A 17,230-nucleotide genomic window follows, 5' to 3' on the forward strand; every position below is an offset into this window, starting at 1 on the left:
CTGGTCGGTTGCGGCATCTCGCTGATCCTGTTTTACCGCAAGTGATGGCGCACGGTCGCTGCTGCTCGTGGCGCTGGTTGTACCGAGCCAGGCCCTCCTGCGCCTGCCGGCAGACTTTTGTTGTTGACACATGTTCGATCAACGCTTCTTCAAGATTACGCTCGCCGTCCTGCTGTTCCACGCCGGCCTGCTCTACCTGATCCAGAGCGGCCTGGGCCGCAAGCTGACCGAGGCGGTGGTCGCCCCCGAGATCGTCGCCCGCATCATCCCGCTTGAACCGCCCAAGCAAGAGGCCCCGCCCGAGCCGCCCAAACCCAAGCCCAAGCAGGAAACGCCGCCGAAGCAGGTCAAGGTGACCACGCCCAAGCCGGCGCCGCAGCCCAAGCCGACTCCGCAGCCGGTGGCCAACCTGCCGCCGACCCCGAGCGCGCCGGAAGCGCCGGCCGCACCGCCTGCGCCGCCCGCACCGCCTGAACCCGCTCCGGCGCCCGTTTCCGCCGCGCCGCGCGCCGTCGGCATCGGTGAAATCCAGTGCACGCCGCCCCAACCGAAGTATCCTTCTCAATCGCGCCGCATGGGCGAGACCGGCAGGACAGTGGTGCGCCTGACCACAGATGAAGGCGGCAAGGTCGTCAAGACTTCCGTGGTGTCGTCGAGCGGCTCGTCGCGCCTGGACCAGGCCGCGGTGGAAGCCGTGCAGGCCATGCGCTGCAAGCCTTACACGGACAACGGCCGTGCCATCGCCGTCACGGCGCAGCAGCCAATCGGCTTCGAACTGAACTGATCACCGATCCGCTACCCGATTTCCGATCATCCGATCTGACCTAAACCAAGCGAACTCACCAGGAACCAACCCATGCAGGACCTCGGACTCTCCCACCTCTGGACGCAAGGCGACTTCGTCATGCGTGCGACCGCCATCATTCTGCTGATCATGTCGCTCGCCTCTTGGATCGTGATCTTCACCAAGGCCTGGGATCTGGTGCGCCTGAAGAAGATGGCGCAAGGCGCGGAAAAGCGCTTCTGGCACTCGGACGACTTCGACCATGCGCTGGAAACCCTGGGCGCCAATGATGCCAACCCGTTCCGCACGCTGGCCATCGCCGGCAAGGAAGCCGCCCAGCACCACCGCGCCAGCCAGCCGCAGCTGCACGACGTGATGGATATCTCCGACTGGCTGACCCGCTCGCTTAAGAGCTCGATCGACGACGCCGTGGCGCACATGCAGTCGGGCCTGGCGGTGCTGGCTTCGGTGGGCTCGACCGCACCGTTCGTCGGCCTGTTCGGCACGGTGTGGGGCATCTACCACGCGCTGATCGGCATCGGCGCCTCGGGCGTTCCGACCATCGACAAGGTCGCCGGCCCGGTGGGCGAGGCCCTGATCATGACCGCCTTCGGCCTGGCCGTGGCAATCCCCGCGGTGCTGGGCTATAACGCACTGACGCGGGGCAACAAAGCGGTGATCTCCAAGCTCAACCGCTTCGCCCACGACCTGCACGCCTACTTCGTGACCGGCGCCCGCGTGCGCCCCACCGGTGCCCGCAGCGAAGACGGCACCGTGCGCCTGGCCGCGGCCCAGCGCTAATCCGCAAGCAAGGAAGTCATCATGGCATTCGGTACTCTCGACGGTGACGACGACGAGGTGATGAGCGAGATCAACATGACGCCGCTGGTCGACGTCATGCTGGTGCTGCTGATCATCTTCATCATCACCATCCCCGTGATCAACCACGCGGTGAAGATCGACCTGCCGCGCGCCACCAACTCCCCGAACGATCCCAAGCCGCAGAACATCAACGTCTCGATCGACGCCAGCGGCAAGGTGTTCTGGAACCAGGTGGAAGTGGACCAGGCCACGCTGGAAAGCAATATTTCGCTGGCCGCGCAGCAGCAGCCGCAGCCTGAGCTGCACCTGCGCGCCGACCGCGAGGTGCGCTACGAGCGCGTGGCCGAAGTCATGGCCGCCGCGCAGCACGGCGGCCTGGGCAAGATCGGCTTTATCACCGAACCCAAGCAATAAGGAGGCGCGCCGGCAGGCGTTGCGCACTGGAAGGGCATCCCGCGGGATGCCCTTTTTCGTTTACTGGCCGCTCGCCGCTGCAGGGCGCTGGACCGGATCGCTGTTTGTCGAATCTTCGATCCATGCTATTGTAATGATAACAATTCGCATTTATGATTCATCCATCGATTGCGCCATCGGTGGCGCACCCCTGATGCCTTTTCCCCTGCGCGCCCATGGCGCCAGGCCGACCCGGAGCCAGATGATGAGCACTCTTTCCCTGCCGCTGTCGCAACCGCGTGAAGTCACCCGCCGCCGCCTGTCGCTGCGCCGTGTCGAGGTGGCCCAGCCGCGCCGCGAGACCGCAGCCGCGAAAGCAGCCCCGTCGACGATCGCATCCATGAAATCGGCCGTAGCCGCCCTGCCCGCCCGGCTGGAAGCGTTGGTGCGCGACAGCCTGTCGTCGGCGCCCGCCGGCGAACCGGTCGCACTTGACGCGATCATGCGCGGCAACAGCACGCTGCCGATCCTGCATAACGGCGAGGTCTACACGCTGCGCGTGACGCGCTATGGCAAGCTGATCCTGACCAAATGACGCATCCTGGCGGCAAGGCCATGCGCTGAAGCCGAAGGGAACTGTTTGAGGCCCGCGTCTGCCGCGGGTGCCACGCTAGTGGCAGTACAGACTTTTGTGGGGACCACCTCGGAACGAGGTGTTGGGCAGTAGCCAGGTGCTGGCGCCGCGGCGGGAATTCCAGACCCCTCGCCATATCGGCCACACCCAGCCATGCCCTCTTTTATTCTGCCCCGCAGGCCCTGGCCTGCGGGGCTCTTTCATGCGCGGCTGGTGCCGCGCAACGGGCCCTGCTATTACAGGCCCAGAGCGGCGATGCCGGCGCGGGCAATCTGCGCGTCTTCGGTCGACTTCACGCCCGAAACGCCGACGGCACCGACCACCTGCTCGTTGGCGACGATAGGCACGCCGCCCTCCAGCATGCCCTGCAACACCGGTGCGGTCATGAACGAATAGCGGCCGTTGTTGATCATGTCTTCGTAGATCTTCGATTCACGACGGCCCAGGGCGGACGTACGGGCCTTTTCCGCGGCGATATGGGCCGAGATCGGCGCGGCGCCGTCCAGGCGCTGCATCGCCAGCATATGGCCACCGTCATCGACCACGACGATGGACACAGCCCAGTGATGGTTCTTCGCTTCGGTTTCCGCCGCGGCCATGATCTTCTTCACATCGTCTGCCGTCAGAACCGTCTTTTGCTGCATGCCACTCTCCTGATCATTCATTTGGTTGGAGACCGAAGTATACCCCGCACCCCATGCCATCGTCATCGCGCCCACGCGGCAGCGGCGGGCAAGAAAATGGCCCGCACAGGCGGGCCATTCGTCATGCAGACACGGCGGCAATCAAGCGCCGTCGGTGTACGGATCCGGCTTGCCGATGCGGGCACCGTCGGTGTAAGGGTCAGGCTTGCCGATGCGCGCGCCGTCGGTGTACGGGTCGGTCTTGCCGACGCGGGCGCCATCGGTGAACGGATCGACCTTGCCCATGCGGGCGCCGTCCAGGTACGGGTCAGGCTTGCCGGTCGCGGCGAACGAGGCGGTGGACACTGCGCACAGCGCGGCCAGCACGGAGGCGGCGGCAATTGATTGTTTGAGCTTCATGAGATTCCCCTTGCAATTCTGGTCGGTAAGGCACCGCGGCGGACGACTCCTAAAACAAAAAGAGCCGCCGTCATCGCGATGTCATGCCTCTAGTTTAGGGAAAACCCTTAAGACGATAGACGTGACGCTTTGAGCAGTCCGTTCAAATAATTTGATGGGCGTCAAACTAGGGAATCATCCAGGGAACCGGCGCCTGCGGCTCGTGTCGCGATATGCAAGCCAAAAGGAAAGGGCCCCGCAGGGCCCTGTATTCCACAGCGTTTCGGCGCCGGCCGGTCAGTCGTGACGCCAGCGGCCATGACCGCGGTAGCCCGGCGGACCATAGTAACCGTGGTGATGGCCACCATAGTAGCGCGGCGGGCCATAGTAGCGCGGGCCGTAGTAGACCGGGCGCGGACGCACCACCACGGCCGGCGGGCCGTAGTAGACCGGTGCCGGGGCCACCACCACCGGCGGCGCATAGTAGGCCGGAGCGGGCGGATAGTAGGCCGGCGCGCCAACCACGACGCCCGGCACGCCAATCGCGACGCCGACGCTCACATGGGCCATCGCGGCCCCGGATGCCAGCCCGGCTGCGACACCGAATGCTGCGAGCCACCAACGTTTCATATCCGCCTCTCAGAATTTGAGATTTCTCTTACTCGGTATTGTAGAGGGCCTGAATTTTCCAGGTGCAACCGAAGGCACGACATTGTTACTAGCCGTAACAGTGCGTCACTTTTTCCTTCCGCGACGCCATCTGCTTGGCCAAGCAAATTAAAGCCTGCGGCGCGCTTGCATCCGGATTGCGAAGCCACCACAATACCGGGCTTGCCGTGCGGCCGTGGAGAAATTGGTAGACTCAGCAGACTTAAAATCTGCCGCCTTTCCAGGCGTACGGGTTCGAGTCCCGTCGGCCGCACCAGGGCCACCGCAGCGGCAACCTTGCGCCAAATACAAAAGAGGAGGCTCTCGCCCCCCCCTTCAGATCCTTCGCGCTGGGTCGTGCTTTACGCCGCTTTACGCCATCTAGGCCATCATTTAGGCCATCACGTAGCACATCAGCGCACCGACCCCCATCAGGAACACAAACAGCACCCCGGCCAGTGCCAGCGGCTTGCGTCCGGCGCGCACCAGGTCGCCGATGCGGGTATGCAGGCCGATGGCCAGCATCGCACACGCCAGCAGCCAGTTATCCAGCGCGATCAACGGGGCCTTCCAGGCAGCGGGCACCGTGCCGGCCGAGTTGAGTGCCATTACCGCGACAAAACCCACCGCAAACCACGGCACCGACTTCAGGATCCCGGAGAAGCGGCCCTTGCCGGCAGGTGCCTGGCCTGCCTCGGCCTTGCCTTGCGGCCACAGCGCCATCACCAGCAGCAGCGGCCCCAGCGCCAGCACGCGCACCATCTTGGCCACCACTGCGGCATCGGCGGTCGGCTCGCTGATCATTTTGCCCGCGGCGATCACCTGCGCCACTTCATGCAACGTCGCGCCGGTGAAGATGCCGAACATGCGCTCGCTGACCGACCAGTGCCAATGGCCGTTGGCCAGTTCGAACAGATAGGGATAGAGCAGCATGCCGACGGTGCCGAACAGCACCACCGTGGCGACCGCCACCGCGGTCTGGCGATCGTCGGTGCGTACCACCGACGACACCGCGATGGCCGCGGCCGCGCCGCAGATGGCGCTGCCGGAACTGACCAGGATCGCTTCGCGGCGGCTCAGGCCGAAGAAGGTCGTGCCGACCCAGGTGCCGAACAGCAGCGTGGCGACCAGCATCGTCAGCGGCACCACGATACCCGGCAGGCCCAGCGCGACGATGGACGCGAATGTCAGCCGCAGGCCGTACAGTGCCACGCCAAGCCGCAGCAGGTAATGGCGCGCCACCTGCATCCCGGGTGCCAGCGGCGCCAGCCAGTGCTTCGGCAGCGTATTGGCGGCGACCATGCCGGCGCACATGGCGAGCGTTAGCGCGCTCAGGCCGTAGCGGGCAATCGCCGGATGCTCGGCCAGCGCCAGTGCCAGCCAGGCAATGCCGCCCAGCGGCACCAGCGTCAGCAGGCGCTGTGACCAGGGCGGGGAAGCCGCTGCCGGCGTGGCGACTGCGGTGCGGGGGGCGCTGCTGGAAGTGGCGGAAGACATGGCAGTTCACTTGTTATGTAGTGACTCCAGCGTACTGGCCCGCCCCTAACCCGTAAAACGGGTAATATCGTTATGCGTTATCTATTCTTTCGATATGGAATCCCGTCCAGAGCCCCGCCCCGAGCAACGCCCCCTGCGCCTCACGCTGCGCCAGCTGTCCGTCTTCGTCGCCGTGGCCCAGCACGGCAGCACCATGGCAGCCGCGCAGGCGCTGGCGATGTCGCAGTCAGCGGTCAGCGCTTCACTGGCAGAGCTCGAACGTGCGCTGGACAGCCCGCTGTTCGATCGCATCGCACGCCGGCTCAGCATCAACGAGACCGGCCGCCAGTTCTTCCCGCGCGCGCTGGCGCTGCTGGACCAGGCGCATGAGCTGGAGCGCTTTGCCACACAGACCGGGGTGCAGTTGCGCATCGCGGCCAGCAATACCATCGGCAGCTATATCCTGCCGCCGCTGCTGGCGGGATTCCGTCATTCGCGCAGCGGGCCCTGCACGCTGGACCTGCGCATCGGCAACACCCGCGAAGTGCTGCAGTCGCTGCTGCAGTTCGAAGCCGACATCGGCCTGGTGGAAGGCGCCAGCCACGAGCGCGACCTGCGCAGCATGCACTGGTGCGATGACGAGATGGTGGTGGTGGTTGGCCCGTCGCATCCGCTGGCGCTCACGCCGAACGACCTGGTGGCACTGCGCGACGCCGAATGGATCGTGCGCGAACCGGGCTCGGGCACGCGCGAGGTGATCGAGGAACGCCTGGTGCCGTTGCTGGGCGAACTGCGCTTCGCGCTGGAACTGGGCAACGCCGAAGCAATCAAGCGCGCGGTGATGAGCGGCTTCGGCGTCAGTTGCCTGTCGTTGTACGTGGTGCGCGACGAACTCGCGCAAGGCACGCTGGTGGCGATCCGCGAAGGCTTGCCGCGCATCGTGCGGCCGCTGCAACTGGTCGTGCACCAGGACAAGTTCCCGACGCAAGGCCTGCTGGCCTTCACCGAATACCTGCGCACCATGGCGCCGCGTATCGGCGCGTGACGCCTCCTGCGGGCCGCCTGAGCGCGGACAGCTATGCCGCCTGCGGCTCGCTGCGCTTGCTGCGCGCGGTGTACAGGTCGAGCAGGTGGAACAGCACCGGATTGAGCATGATCGACAGCAGCGCACCCGCCAGGATCAATGCCTGGCCGCGCTCGGGCAGGATGTTCAGGTAGACGCCCAGGCTCGCCAGGATGAAGGAGAACTCGCCGATCTGCGCCAGGCTGACGGCAATCGTCATGCCGGTCTGCCCGGAGTGCCCGAACACCCGTACGATGCCCATCGCCGCCAGCGATTTGCCGACCACGATGATAAACAGCGTCGACAGCACGCCCCATGGGTCGTTGACCAGCACCATGGGATCGAACAGCATGCCGACCGAGACGAAGAACAGCACCGAAAAGGCATCGCGCAGCGGCAACGATTCTTCGGCCGCGCGATGGCTGAATTCAGATTCGGCCAGCACCATGCCGGCAAAGAAGGCCCCCAGTGCGAAGGACACGCCAAATAGTGAATACGCGCCATAGGCAACGCCCAGCGCGGTCGCCAGCACGCCCAGGCGGAACATCTCGCGATTGCCGGTCCAGACGATGCGCTCGAGCATCCACGGAATAAAGCGGCGCCCGATCACCAGCATGACCGCGACAAAGGCGGCGACCTTGCCCAGCGTCGAGAGCACCGCCAGCAGGACGTCGCCGGTGCCCGGACTGCCTTCGGCGCCGGCGTCCGCGGCGCCGGCAAGCAGACCCGCCATCGCTGGCAACAGCACCAGCGCCAGCACCATGGCCAGGTCTTCAACGATCAGCCAGCCTACTGCGATCCGCCCCTGGGGCGATTCCACCAGGTCGCGCTCCTGCAGCGCCTTGAGCAGGACCACGGTACTGGCCACCGACAGCGCCAGGCCGTACACCAGCCCCTGCCCCCACGACCAGCCGAAACCCCACGCCACCAGCATGCCGAGGAAGGTCGCGATACCGATCTGCACGACCGCCCCGGGGATCGCGATGCGCTTCACCGCCATCAGGTCCTTGATCGAGAAATGCAGCCCGACGCCGAACATCAGCAGAATCACGCCGAGTTCGGCAAGCTCCGGCGCGAGCGCCTGGTCGGCCGTGTAGCCCGGCGTATGCGGTCCCACCACGATCCCCGCGCACAGGTAGCCGATCAGCGGCGGCAGCCGCAGCTTGCTGGCGATAGCGCCAAGGACGAAGGCCAGGACGATACCACCGACGATGGTGCTGATGAGCGGGGTGGCGTGATGCATGCGCGCGGGGTTCCTCGTGTCAGGGGCTGGACGGCGATGGCTGGATTCCACCCGCCCTCCCCGCGCGCCACGATGCCATGACCCACCATGCGGCGCGCACCAGCGGTCGGCGCAGCACGATGGCAGCCTCGTAACGGGACAAGCAGGGAAAGAACGGGAAGTGCCGCAGCGGCCCCGGACACGCTGGAGGCGCATCACGGATCGGGAATGGCGTATGACATGCTGCGCCGCGATCCATCGCGCGGCGCACCCGGAAAAGCGTACGACAGGAGTAATGTAACATGCCCGCCGCGCGCTCAAAGCGCAGAAATGCGAGGCAATTCGCGGCGCGGGGCGGGGCGGCTGCGCGAGGCTGGGCGAACGAGCGCTAAACATGCGCAAAGCAAAAACGGCGCCCAAGGGCGCCGTTTTTGCTTTGCAACTGGAGGCGGAGGTCGGAATCGAACCGGCGTACACGGCTTTGCAGGCCGCTGCATAACCACTCTGCCACCCCGCCAGGTGACGTGATGCTGGATTGTAGCCGCATTCAGCCGATGCTGCCGGCTGGCCTGCCACGGCAATTCAACCCAAACAAAAAGGGAAGCGTTGCTTCCCTTTGGGGATTGGAGCGGGAGACGAGTCTCGAACTCGCGACCTCAACCTTGGCAAGGTTGCGCTCTACCAACTGAGCTACTCCCGCGTACAACTTTTTGCTGCCGGCCCGGCCAGTGCCATGCACGTTGCCGAACCCTTCGATAACCTGGAGCGGGAGACGAGTCTCGAACTCGCGACCTCAACCTTGGCAAGGTTGCGCTCTACCAACTGAGCTACTCCCGCAGGGTACTGCTTCAAAAACTTTTAAGGCATTTTATTTCGCAATTTTGCGCTATCACACAACATCTTGCGCCAAACCTGCCTTATCTCGCTGCTTTCGTTTGCGTCGTCAGCAACGAGAATGAGATTATGCAAAAAGCTCTTCTCTGCGTCAACACCTTTTTGGAATTTCTTTTCACTTCCGGGCGCCGGCACCCGCCACGACACTGCTGCGCTCCCGGATCTGCGGCCAGGCTAGCTTCATGTAATAGATCATCGACCACAGCGTCAGCACCGCGGCCAGGTAGATCATCCACGTGCCCAGCACATAGGCGTCGAAGCCGAACAGCTGACCGCTGAACAGCAGCAGCGGGATCGCGATCATCTGCACTGTGGTCTTCAGCTTGCCGAGAAAGTTCACTGCCACGCTCTTGGACGCGCCGATCTGCGCCATCCACTCGCGCAGCGCCGAGATCGTGATCTCGCGGCCGATGATGACCAGCGCGATCAGGTCGGTGACCCGATCCAGCGCCAGCAGCGACAGCAGCGCAGCCGTCACCATCAGCTTGTCGGCGACCGGGTCCAGGAATGCGCCGAACGACGAGGTCTGGTTCCAGCGCCGCGCCAGGAAGCCGTCGAGCCAGTCCGTCACCGCGGCGATGATAAAGAACGCCGCCGCCGTCAGGTTCTTGGTGTGCATGGGAAGCCATGCGTCGGGCAGGTAGAACACGCCCACCACCAGGGGAATCATGGCGACACGAAGCCAGGTCAGCAGGATCGGAATATTGAAAGGCATGGAACTCGGGCGGCGGGGGAACGTGACCAATCCCGCGATTGTCGCCGATTTCGGGACCAATCGACCATCATTGGTCATTTTCCTGCCCGCGCCGGCAACGCCGCGGGTCAATGCAGCTGCCGGTAGATCTCCTCGGCCAGCCCGCGCGAGATGCCCTCGACGCTGGCCAGCTCGTCGATACTGGCGGCCATCACGCCGCGCAAGCCGCCGAAACGGGTCAGCAGCTTCTGCCGCCGGCGTGCGCCCACGCCTTCGATCTCTTCCAGCCGCGAGGTCGTGCGCGCCTTGGCCCGGCGCGCGCGCATGCCGGTGATGGCGAAGCGGTGGGCCTCGTCGCGGATCTGCGCCACCAGCATCAGCGCCGCGCTGCCCTGCCCCAGCTCCAGCGACGGCCGGCCGTCGGCGAACACCAGCGTCTCCAGGCCGACCTTGCGCCCTTCGCCCTTGGCCACGCCGACCAGCAAGCCGATATCCAGCCCCAGCTCCTCGAATACCTGGCGCGCCACCTCGACCTGGCCCTTGCCGCCGTCGATCAGCACGATCTGCGGCAGCAGCGCGGCGGACTCACCGCCGGCCTGCCCGCCGCCGTCTTCCTGCATCTGCTCGACCAGCTTCTGGTAGCGGCGCGTAAGCACCTGACGCATGGCGGCATAGTCGTCACCGGGGATGATGTCCTGGATGTTGTAGCGGCGGTATTCGCTGTTCTGCATGTCATGGTGGTGGTACACCACGCACGACGCCTGCGTCGCCTCGCCGGCGGTATGGCTGATATCGAAGCACTCCGCCCGCAGCAGCGCCAGGTCTTCCAGATCCAGGCCGATGGTTTCCGCCAGCGCGCGCGTACGCCCCTCCTGGCTGCCCTGCTCGGCCAGCCGGCGCGACAGCGCCAGCGCCGCGCCCTGCTGCGCCATCTCCAGCCACACCTTGCGCTGGCCCTGCGGCTGGCGCACCAGCGTCACCTTGCGGCCGGCGTGCAGCGACAGCGCCTCCAACACCGCGCCGTCGTCCGGCATATGGCTGACGACGATGATGGGGGGTGCGGATTGCTCCAGGTAGTGCTGCACCATGAAGGCGGACAACACCCGGGCGGCGATGCGCTCGACGGTGAGCGGTAGTGCAGCCTCGGCGGCGCCGGCTTCGTCCAGCGTGTCGCGCTGGTCGGCATCCTCGACGATCATCGCGGCCTCGTCGGCATGGGCCGGGAAATAGGCCTTGTCGCCGAGATGCCGCCCGCCGCGCACCATGGCCAGGTTGACGCAGGCGCGCCCGCCTTCCACCGCCACGGCCAGCACGTCGATATCGCGCGCCTGCCCGCCCACTTCCTCCACCGCCTGGCGCTTGAGCACGGTCGACAGCGCCGCGATCTGGTCCCGCACCGCGGCGGCCTGCTCGAACTCGAGCCGCTCGGCATGCTGCTCCATCTTGCCCTGCAGGCCTTCCAGCACTTCGGTCTGGCGGCCCTGCAGGAAGCGCGCCGCGTTGGCCACGTCACGCGCGTAGCTCTCTTCGCTGATGGCGTTGACGCACGGGCCCGTGCAGCGATGGATCTGGTGCAGCAGGCAAGGCCGGGTGCGGTTGTTGAAGACGGTGTCCTCGCAAGTGCGCAGCTGGAACACCTTCTGCAGGATCTGCATGCTCTCGCGCACCGCATAGGCGCTCGGGAACGGGCCGAAGTACTGGTGCTTGCGGTCGGTGGCGCCGCGGTAGTACGCCATGCGCGGGAAGCGGTGCCCGGTCAGCTTCAGGAACGGGTACGACTTGTCGTCGCGGAACAGGATGTTGTAGCGCGGCGCCAGCGCCTTGATCAGGTTGTTCTCGAGCAGCAACGCCTCGGCCTCGGTGCGCACCACCGTGGTCTCGATACGGGCGATGCGCGCGACCATCATCGCGATGCGCGGCGACAGCTGGGTCTTGGTGAAATAGCTCGAGACCCGCCTCTTCAGGTCGCGCGCCTTGCCGACATACAGCACATTGCCGGCGGCATCGAAATAGCGGTACACGCCGGGCAGGCCCGGCAGGCGCGAGATGACCGGCTTGGGGTCGAAGGGCTCCGGCGGCAATTCGCCCGGAGCGCCCGGAGCTTCGGCGGCGATCTCGGGCTGCACGTCAGCCGGAACGTCGGCCGGCGTTTCGGCCGCCACATCGGCCTCGGGTTTCGGTGAATCGGATTGCTGGTCGGACATTGGGGGACGGTGACCGCTACACGGCTCGCGCGCAACAAAGTGACGCGGCCTCTAAAATCGCAAGTTTAGAGCAATTCAGCGCGCGTCCCGCCCGCGCGCGCCTTTACCCGCCATGCCTATCCGCTCCTGGGACATCTTCTGCACCGTGATCGACAATTTCGGCGACATCGGCGTCGGCTGGCGGCTGGCCCGCCAGCTCGCGCAGGAGCACGGGCACGCGGTGCGGCTATGGGTCGATGACCTGGCGAGCTTCGCGCGGCTGGCGCCTGAACTCGATACCGGCGCCACCGTGCAGCGCCTGGCGGGCGTGGAAATTCGTCCGTGGCGGCCGGCAGGCCCGGGTGATGATAGCGACGTGGATGACACCGCCGGGGTGGCGCCACACGATGCCGTCATCGAAGCCTTCGCCTGCGAAGTGCCGCAAGCCTTCCTGGCCCGCATGGCCGCGCGCGACCCCAAGCCCGCCTGGATCAACCTGGAATACATGAGCGCCGAACAGTGGGTGCGGGAGCATCATGCGATGCCCTCGCCCCATCCGCGGCTGCCGCTGGTAAAGCACTTCTTCTTCCCCGGCTTCGAGCCCGGCACCGGCGGCCTGTTGCGGGAATCGATGCTGGGCGCGCAGCGCGCCGCCTTCCTTGGCGGAACAGCCGCCCAGGCTGCCTTGTGGCATCGGCTGAGCGTGACGCCCCGGCCCGACGCGCTGCGGGTGAGCCTGTTTGCCTACCGCAACCCGGCCCTGCCCGCGCTGCTGGAGCAATGGCGCGAAGGCGCCGAGACGGTCCATTGCCTGGTGCCCGCCGGCCTGGCTGCGGACCAGGTCGCCGAATGGCTGGGCGCGCCGCTGCGGATCGGCGACCCGGTGGAACGTGGCAGGCTGTGCGTGCAGCTGATCCCATTCGTACGCCAGGAGCACTTCGACGAACTGCTGTGGGCCTGCGACCTGAACTTCGTGCGGGGCGAGGACTCTTTCGTCCGCGCGCAGTGGGCAGCGCGGCCACTGGTCTGGCATATCTACCCGCAGGACGATGCGGCACACGAGGTCAAGCTCGATGCCTGGCTCGACCTGTTCCGCCAAAGCGGGGTGGCACCCGACGCCGCCGCTGCATTAACCGATTTCTGGCACGCGTGGAACGGCTATGGCGTTCCCGTCGACTGGCCACGCCTGCGAGCGCATCTGGAGGCACTTGCCGCAACCGCGCCGCGCTGGGAGCGGCGCTTGCAGCATCCCGGAGATCTTGCCGCCAACCTGGTGGCGTTTTGCGAAAATCAGGTAAAATAACCGGTTGATTCAAATGGCGACCGGGCCGGAGAACCGGGTCCTCTCCCATGCGTCGAACGCGGGGGCTGAAGACCTGAATGCAAGCTGAGCACGGGGTCGCGAGCGCGTGGATACCGGCTTCGGCGGCTTTCGGTGGAGCATTTGCCCGACCGCAGCGGTAATGCCGGCAGCGCGCCTTCGCCATTCCAGATTCCTACTTTCTTAATCAGGAAAACAGTTCAGATGAAAATCGCACAGGAACTCCGCGTCGGTAACGTGTTCATGATCGGCGGCGATCCGATGGTCGTGCAGAAGGCCGAGTACAACAAGTCGGGCCGCAACGCAGCCGTGGTCAAGATGAAGTACAAGAACCTGCTGACCGACGCCCCGGGCGAGTCGGTGTTCAAGGCCGACGACAAGTTCGAAGTCGTGGTGCTGGAGCGCCGCGAGTGCACCTACTCGTACTTCGCCGACCCGATGTACGTGTTCATGGACGCCGACTACAACCAGTACGAAGTCGAGCAGGACAGCATGGGTGACTCGCTGAACTACCTCGAAGACGGCATGAACGTCGAAGTCGTGTTCTACAACGACAAGGCCATCTCGGTCGAAATGCCGACCACGCTGGTCCGCGAAATCGTCTACACCGAGCCGGCCGTCAAGGGCGACACCTCGTCGGGCAAGGTGCTCAAGGGCGCCAAGATCAACACCGGTTTCGAACTGCAAGTGCCGCTGTTCTGCAACATCGGCGACAAGATCGAAATCGACACCCGTACCGGCGAATACCGCAGCCGCGCCAACTAAGGCGCGCGCAAGGTCCCGGCTCGCACAGCGGGACCGGCAAGGAAAAAGGCAGCCTCGGCTGCCTTTTCTGTTTTTGTACGCCCGCGGATCAGGCGATCAGCTCGTACTCGCGCAGCGTGCGCAGCGCAGCGCGGTATTCGCCTTCGCCCTGCAGCTTGTTCCAGTCCATCGGCTTGCGGCGCGGGAACAGCTTGCGGACGCGGCGCTGCGAGGCCTTGTCGATGCCTGTGTCGAGTTCGGTCAGCAACTGGTCGGCGCGATCCGGGTGGTTGCAGATCAGCACCATGTCGCAGCCTGCCGCCAGCGCGGCGCGCGCGGCCTCGGTCACGTTGCCGGCCACGCTGGCGCCCTCCATGCTGAGGTCGTCGCTGAAGATCACGCCTTCGAAGCCCAGTTGCGCGCGCAGCACGTCCTGCAGCCAGTAGCGCGAGAAGCCGGCCGGATTCGGGTCGACCTTGGGATAGATCACGTGCGCCGGCATCACCGACGACAGGCCCAGGCCCAGCCATTCATACGGACGCGCGTCCTGTTCGAGGATCTCGTCCAGCGTACGTTCGTCGACCGGGATCGCCACGTGCGAGTCGGCTTCGACATAGCCGTGGCCGGGAAAGTGCTTGCCGCAGTTGCTCATGCCGGCCAGCAGCAGGCCGTGGTTGAGGTGGCCGGACAGCATCGTCACCACGCGCGGGTCGGCATGAAAGGCGCGGTCGCCGATCACGGCACTGCGCCCGTAGTCGAGGTCCAGCACCGGCGTGAAGCTGAAATCGATGTCGCAGGCGCGCAGCTCGGCCGCCAGCACATAGCCGCATGCCACCGCGGCGCGCGTGGCCGCCAGCACATCGCGGTCCCACAGCTCGCCCAGCCGATGCATCGCCGGCAGGTGGGTAAAGCCGTCGGTCTTGCAACGCTGCACACGGCCGCCTTCATGGTCGATGCAGATCAGCACGTCGTCGCGCACCGCGCGGATCGCGCGCGTCAGCGCCTGCAGCTGCGCGCGCGATTCGAAATTGCGCGCGAATAGGATCACGCCGCCGGTCAGCGGATGCGCGATGCGGCGCGCATCGTCGGTATCGAGCTGCTTGCCGACGACGTCGAGGACCACCGGGCCCGGCCGCTTGCCGGAGTTCTTCTTGGACATGGAAGTGGTTGGATTCACAAGGCTTTGGTTTGGGGAGCCGCCCCGCCGGTGCGCTCGGCAATGGCGAAGGCGACCGCATAGTCATGTTCGTCACTGACACTGACCCGCACAGTGAGGCCGCGTTCCGCAAGCCATGCCGCCAGCTCGCCGTGGCATACCGGCGCAGGCTCGCCCGAAGGGAGGTTCATCAGTTCCATCGCGCGCCACGTCATCGGCCAGCGCATGCCCAGGCCGATGGCCTTGGAAAAGGCTTCCTTGGCGGCAAAACGCGTGGACAGGAAGGCGAGCCCGCGCTTCTCGGAACGCGCCTTGCGCGCGTGGTACTTGGCCAGCTCGTTGGGTCCGAGCACCTTCTCCGCGAAGCGGCCGTGGGTGCGTTCCATCACGCCCTGCACGCGGGCGATCTGGATGATGTCGGTGCCGACGCCGTAGATCACGCCGGCGTGCCTGCTACGGGATAACGCGTGCCGAGACGCGCGGCCACCATGATGGCCTTCATCTCGCGCACCGCGTTCTGCCAGCCGACGAACACCGCATGCGCGACGATGGCATGGCCGATGTTCAGCTCCTTGATGCCGGGCAGCGCCGCGATGGGCTGGACATTGGTGTAGTGCAGGCCGTGTCCGGCGTTGACCACCAGCCCATGCTTCAGGCCTGCGTCGACACCCTCGGCGATGCGGCGGAATTCCGCCGCCTGCTGGTCGGGCGACTGCGCATCGGCATAGGCGCCGGTATGCAGCTCGATCACCGGCGCGCCGCACGCGGCCGCGGCGGCGATCTGGTCGGCATCGGCATCGATGAACAGCGACACGCGGATGCCGGCGCCGGCCAGCTGCGCGCAGGCGGCCTTGACCTGCTCGAAGCGCCCGGCCACATCGAGGCCGCCTTCGGTGGTCACCTCTTCGCGGCGCTCGGGCACCAGGCACACGTCCTGCGGGCGGATCTCGCAGGCGATATCGAGCATCTCCTGCGTGATCGCGCATTCGAGGTTCATGCGCGTGGCCAGTTGCGGGCGCAGCGCGCGCACGTCGGCGTCGCGGATATGGCGACGGTCTTCGCGCAGGTGCAGCGTGATCAGGTCCGCGCCGGCTTCCTCGGCCTGCAGCGCAGCCTGGATGGGGTCGGGATACACGGTGCCGCGCGCGTTGCGCAGCGTGGCGACGTGGTCGATATTGACGCCAAGGTCGATGACGCCCGGATTTGCGTGGAAGATCATGCGAGCAGGAGAGATTCGGATTGGAATGATTCGGTCACAGATACTGCAGGTCGATCAGTATCTGGCGCGTTTTCAGCGGTTCGCCTTGCAGATAATAATGCAGCAGGAAGCGCATCAGCGCCCGGCTTTGCGCCGCGGTCTGCGCGCGGCTGTAATCGTCCTGCGCCATGTCGAGCAGCGTCTGGCCCGACACCACCGGCCAGGACGAAGGGTCGCTCGGCTGGGCGCGGCGCACGCCGCGCTCGGGCTGGTAGACATAGTCGAGCCCCGGCTGCACGCGCTCGCCGGTGCTAAGGCACTGGTCGAAGGCCACGGCGAAGCCGGTGTCCTGCAGCAGCACACGCTCGAAGCTGCGCAGCACCAGCCCGGCGGGCTCGCCATGCGCCAGCCGCGTAAGCGTGGCCAGGTAATGGCGGAACAGCACGGGGTAGGCATCTTCGCGCGGGCAGAAGCGCATCACCAGTTCGTTGAGATAGAACGCGGACAGCAGCGCATCGCCAGCCAGCGGCGGCATGCCGCCGACCCATTCGGCCTTGGTCAGCGTCTTGACCTCGCCGCGGCCGCTCCACGACACCGACACCGGATGGAAATGCTGCAGCACCGCGCGCAACGCCGAATGCGGGCGCTTGGCGCCCTTGGCCACCATCGAGATGCGGCCATGGTCGCGCGTGAAGACATCGAGGATCAGGCTGGTCTCGCGATACGGCCAGGCATGCAGCACAAAGCCCGGCTCGTCGGCGACGCGCGATTCGGGCCGTGCCGGCACGATGCGCATGGCGCGGTCCATCATGGCACGTGCCGCCGCCACATCGCCAACACCAGCCATGCCGGGCAGCGCCTTGCTGTCGAGCAGTTCGGCCGCCTCGTCCACCACCGGATCGGCGCGGCGGGCGCGGGGCGCCGGCGCGCGCGCGATGTCAGCCGTCTTGCTCAAGGGTCGCTCGCCTTTCGCTCG

18 protein-coding genes and 4 tRNA genes are annotated in these 17,230 nt (G+C 66.0%); 8 read left to right on the forward strand and 14 right to left on the reverse strand.

Annotation, left to right across the window (positions count from 1 at the left end; genetic code table 11):
• The first annotated feature begins 130 nt into the window (after nt 1-130).
• The 4 genes from AC5WJ1_RS11080 to AC5WJ1_RS11095 all read left to right on the forward strand — a co-directional run bounded on the left by AC5WJ1_RS11080 (nt 131) and on the right by AC5WJ1_RS11095 (nt 2,594).
• Nucleotides 131-784 (forward strand): energy transducer TonB, encoded by a 654-nt coding sequence (locus tag AC5WJ1_RS11080; protein ID WP_133095556.1) that lies wholly within the window; start codon nt 131-133, stop codon nt 782-784.
• A 72-nt stretch (nt 785-856) separates the two neighbouring features.
• A complete protein-coding gene (locus AC5WJ1_RS11085; RefSeq protein ID WP_133095555.1) occupies nt 857-1,585 on the forward strand; it encodes a MotA/TolQ/ExbB proton channel family protein in 729 nt (242 codons plus the stop codon).
• A 21-nt stretch (nt 1,586-1,606) separates the two neighbouring features.
• Nucleotides 1,607-2,020 carry an ExbD/TolR family protein gene (locus AC5WJ1_RS11090; protein WP_133095554.1) on the forward strand — a complete coding sequence of 138 codons (414 nt, stop codon included), beginning with the start codon at nt 1,607-1,609 and terminating at the stop codon, nt 2,018-2,020.
• Nucleotides 2,021-2,264: 244 nt separating this feature from the next.
• Complete coding sequence (locus AC5WJ1_RS11095) at nt 2,265-2,594, forward strand: hemin uptake protein HemP (RefSeq protein ID WP_133095563.1); 330 nt, start codon at nt 2,265-2,267, stop codon at nt 2,592-2,594.
• Between the two features lie 275 nt (nt 2,595-2,869).
• On the opposite strand, the gene AC5WJ1_RS11100 is transcribed toward AC5WJ1_RS11095, so the two are convergent.
• The 3 genes from AC5WJ1_RS11100 to AC5WJ1_RS11110 form a co-directional block, all read right to left on the reverse strand.
• Entirely contained in the window at nt 2,870-3,277 is a 408-nt protein-coding gene (locus AC5WJ1_RS11100; protein ID WP_133095553.1) for a heme-binding protein, read from the reverse strand.
• A 141-nt stretch (nt 3,278-3,418) separates the two neighbouring features.
• Nucleotides 3,419-3,676, reverse strand: coding sequence for a hypothetical protein (locus tag AC5WJ1_RS11105; RefSeq protein WP_133095552.1), 258 nt, complete (start codon nt 3,674-3,676; stop codon nt 3,419-3,421).
• A 276-nt stretch (nt 3,677-3,952) separates the two neighbouring features.
• Nucleotides 3,953-4,285, reverse strand: a complete 333-nt coding sequence (locus AC5WJ1_RS11110; RefSeq protein WP_133095551.1) for a hypothetical protein — start codon at nt 4,283-4,285, stop codon at nt 3,953-3,955.
• 208 nt (nt 4,286-4,493) lie between these two features.
• Between AC5WJ1_RS11110 and AC5WJ1_RS11115 the strand changes: the two genes are divergently transcribed.
• A tRNA-Leu gene (locus AC5WJ1_RS11115) sits at nt 4,494-4,580 on the forward strand.
• 116 nt (nt 4,581-4,696) lie between these two features.
• Here AC5WJ1_RS11115 and AC5WJ1_RS11120 read toward each other — a convergent pair.
• On the reverse strand, nt 4,697-5,800 hold the full coding sequence (locus AC5WJ1_RS11120; protein WP_133095550.1) for a YeiH family protein: 1,104 nt from the start codon (nt 5,798-5,800) through the stop codon (nt 4,697-4,699).
• Between the two features lie 94 nt (nt 5,801-5,894).
• Between AC5WJ1_RS11120 and AC5WJ1_RS11125 the strand changes: the two genes are divergently transcribed.
• Complete coding sequence (locus tag AC5WJ1_RS11125; RefSeq protein ID WP_133095549.1) at nt 5,895-6,824, forward strand: LysR family transcriptional regulator; 930 nt, start codon at nt 5,895-5,897, stop codon at nt 6,822-6,824.
• A 31-nt stretch (nt 6,825-6,855) separates the two neighbouring features.
• Here AC5WJ1_RS11125 and AC5WJ1_RS11130 read toward each other — a convergent pair whose 3' ends face one another.
• The 6 genes from AC5WJ1_RS11130 to uvrC form a co-directional block, all read right to left on the reverse strand.
• Nucleotides 6,856-8,085, reverse strand: coding sequence for a cation:proton antiporter domain-containing protein (locus tag AC5WJ1_RS11130; RefSeq protein WP_133095548.1), 1,230 nt, complete (start codon nt 8,083-8,085; stop codon nt 6,856-6,858).
• A 422-nt stretch (nt 8,086-8,507) separates the two neighbouring features.
• Nucleotides 8,508-8,581 (reverse strand) — tRNA-Cys (locus tag AC5WJ1_RS11135).
• Between the two features lie 107 nt (nt 8,582-8,688).
• Nucleotides 8,689-8,764 (reverse strand) — tRNA-Gly (locus AC5WJ1_RS11140).
• Nucleotides 8,765-8,825: 61 nt separating this feature from the next.
• Nucleotides 8,826-8,901: transfer RNA gene (locus AC5WJ1_RS11145), tRNA-Gly, on the reverse strand.
• A 172-nt stretch (nt 8,902-9,073) separates the two neighbouring features.
• Nucleotides 9,074-9,673 carry a CDP-diacylglycerol--glycerol-3-phosphate 3-phosphatidyltransferase gene (pgsA, locus tag AC5WJ1_RS11150; protein WP_133095547.1) on the reverse strand — a complete coding sequence of 200 codons (600 nt, stop codon included), beginning with the start codon at nt 9,671-9,673 and terminating at the stop codon, nt 9,074-9,076.
• Between the two features lie 107 nt (nt 9,674-9,780).
• Nucleotides 9,781-11,856, reverse strand: a complete 2,076-nt coding sequence (gene uvrC, locus AC5WJ1_RS11155; protein WP_494476078.1) for an excinuclease ABC subunit UvrC — start codon at nt 11,854-11,856, stop codon at nt 9,781-9,783.
• Between the two features lie 112 nt (nt 11,857-11,968).
• Here uvrC and earP point away from each other — a divergent pair, with 112 nt between their 5' ends.
• Entirely contained in the window at nt 11,969-13,138 is a 1,170-nt protein-coding gene (earP, locus tag AC5WJ1_RS11160; RefSeq protein ID WP_434033544.1) for an elongation factor P maturation arginine rhamnosyltransferase EarP, read from the forward strand.
• Nucleotides 13,139-13,360: 222 nt separating this feature from the next.
• Nucleotides 13,361-13,921 (forward strand): elongation factor P, encoded by a 561-nt coding sequence (efp, locus tag AC5WJ1_RS11165; RefSeq protein ID WP_133095544.1) that lies wholly within the window; start codon nt 13,361-13,363, stop codon nt 13,919-13,921.
• An 88-nt stretch (nt 13,922-14,009) separates the two neighbouring features.
• Here efp and nagZ read toward each other — a convergent pair whose 3' ends face one another.
• The 4 genes from nagZ to recO are packed head-to-tail and all read right to left on the reverse strand — an operon-like array spanning nt 14,010 to nt 17,209.
• Nucleotides 14,010-15,059 carry a beta-N-acetylhexosaminidase gene (gene nagZ / locus AC5WJ1_RS11170; protein ID WP_135705560.1) on the reverse strand — a complete coding sequence of 350 codons (1,050 nt, stop codon included), beginning with the start codon at nt 15,057-15,059 and terminating at the stop codon, nt 14,010-14,012.
• 14 nt (nt 15,060-15,073) lie between these two features.
• Entirely contained in the window at nt 15,074-15,496 is a 423-nt protein-coding gene (acpS, locus tag AC5WJ1_RS11175; protein ID WP_133095542.1) for a holo-ACP synthase, read from the reverse strand.
• The gene (gene pdxJ / locus AC5WJ1_RS11180; protein ID WP_494476079.1) at nt 15,493-16,275 is read right to left on the reverse strand and encodes a pyridoxine 5'-phosphate synthase; all 783 of its coding nucleotides are present in this window, start codon (nt 16,273-16,275) and stop codon (nt 15,493-15,495) included. Before pdxJ ends, acpS begins: the two co-directional genes overlap by 4 nt.
• A gap of 34 nt (nt 16,276-16,309) precedes the next feature.
• Entirely contained in the window at nt 16,310-17,209 is a 900-nt protein-coding gene (gene recO / locus AC5WJ1_RS11185) for a DNA repair protein RecO (RefSeq protein WP_135705562.1), read from the reverse strand.
• Between the last annotated feature and the right edge of the window lie 21 nt (nt 17,210-17,230).

This window comes from Cupriavidus sp. MEYA8, assembly GCF_059278825.1.

Coding starts and splice junctions, on each gene's coding strand:
- AC5WJ1_RS11080 (WP_133095556.1), top strand. CDS start 131: ATGTTCGATCAACGCTTCTTCAAGATTACGCTCGCCGTCCTGCTGTTC.
- AC5WJ1_RS11085 (WP_133095555.1), top strand. CDS start 857: ATGCAGGACCTCGGACTCTCCCACCTCTGGACGCAAGGCGACTTCGTC.
- AC5WJ1_RS11090 (WP_133095554.1), top strand. CDS start 1,607: ATGGCATTCGGTACTCTCGACGGTGACGACGACGAGGTGATGAGCGAG.
- AC5WJ1_RS11095 (WP_133095563.1), top strand. CDS start 2,265: ATGAGCACTCTTTCCCTGCCGCTGTCGCAACCGCGTGAAGTCACCCGC.
- AC5WJ1_RS11100 (WP_133095553.1), bottom strand. CDS start 3,277: ATGCAGCAAAAGACGGTTCTGACGGCAGACGATGTGAAGAAGATCATG.
- AC5WJ1_RS11105 (WP_133095552.1), bottom strand. CDS start 3,676: ATGAAGCTCAAACAATCAATTGCCGCCGCCTCCGTGCTGGCCGCGCTG.
- AC5WJ1_RS11110 (WP_133095551.1), bottom strand. CDS start 4,285: ATGAAACGTTGGTGGCTCGCAGCATTCGGTGTCGCAGCCGGGCTGGCA.
- AC5WJ1_RS11120 (WP_133095550.1), bottom strand. CDS start 5,800: ATGTCTTCCGCCACTTCCAGCAGCGCCCCCCGCACCGCAGTCGCCACG.
- AC5WJ1_RS11125 (WP_133095549.1), top strand. CDS start 5,895: ATGGAATCCCGTCCAGAGCCCCGCCCCGAGCAACGCCCCCTGCGCCTC.
- AC5WJ1_RS11130 (WP_133095548.1), bottom strand. CDS start 8,085: ATGCATCACGCCACCCCGCTCATCAGCACCATCGTCGGTGGTATCGTC.
- pgsA (WP_133095547.1), bottom strand. CDS start 9,673: ATGCCTTTCAATATTCCGATCCTGCTGACCTGGCTTCGTGTCGCCATG.
- uvrC (WP_494476078.1), bottom strand. CDS start 11,856: ATGTCCGACCAGCAATCCGATTCACCGAAACCCGAGGCCGATGTGGCG.
- earP (WP_434033544.1), top strand. CDS start 11,969: ATGCCTATCCGCTCCTGGGACATCTTCTGCACCGTGATCGACAATTTC.
- efp (WP_133095544.1), top strand. CDS start 13,361: ATGAAAATCGCACAGGAACTCCGCGTCGGTAACGTGTTCATGATCGGC.
- nagZ (WP_135705560.1), bottom strand. CDS start 15,059: ATGTCCAAGAAGAACTCCGGCAAGCGGCCGGGCCCGGTGGTCCTCGAC.
- pdxJ (WP_494476079.1), bottom strand. CDS start 16,275: ATGATCTTCCACGCAAATCCGGGCGTCATCGACCTTGGCGTCAATATC.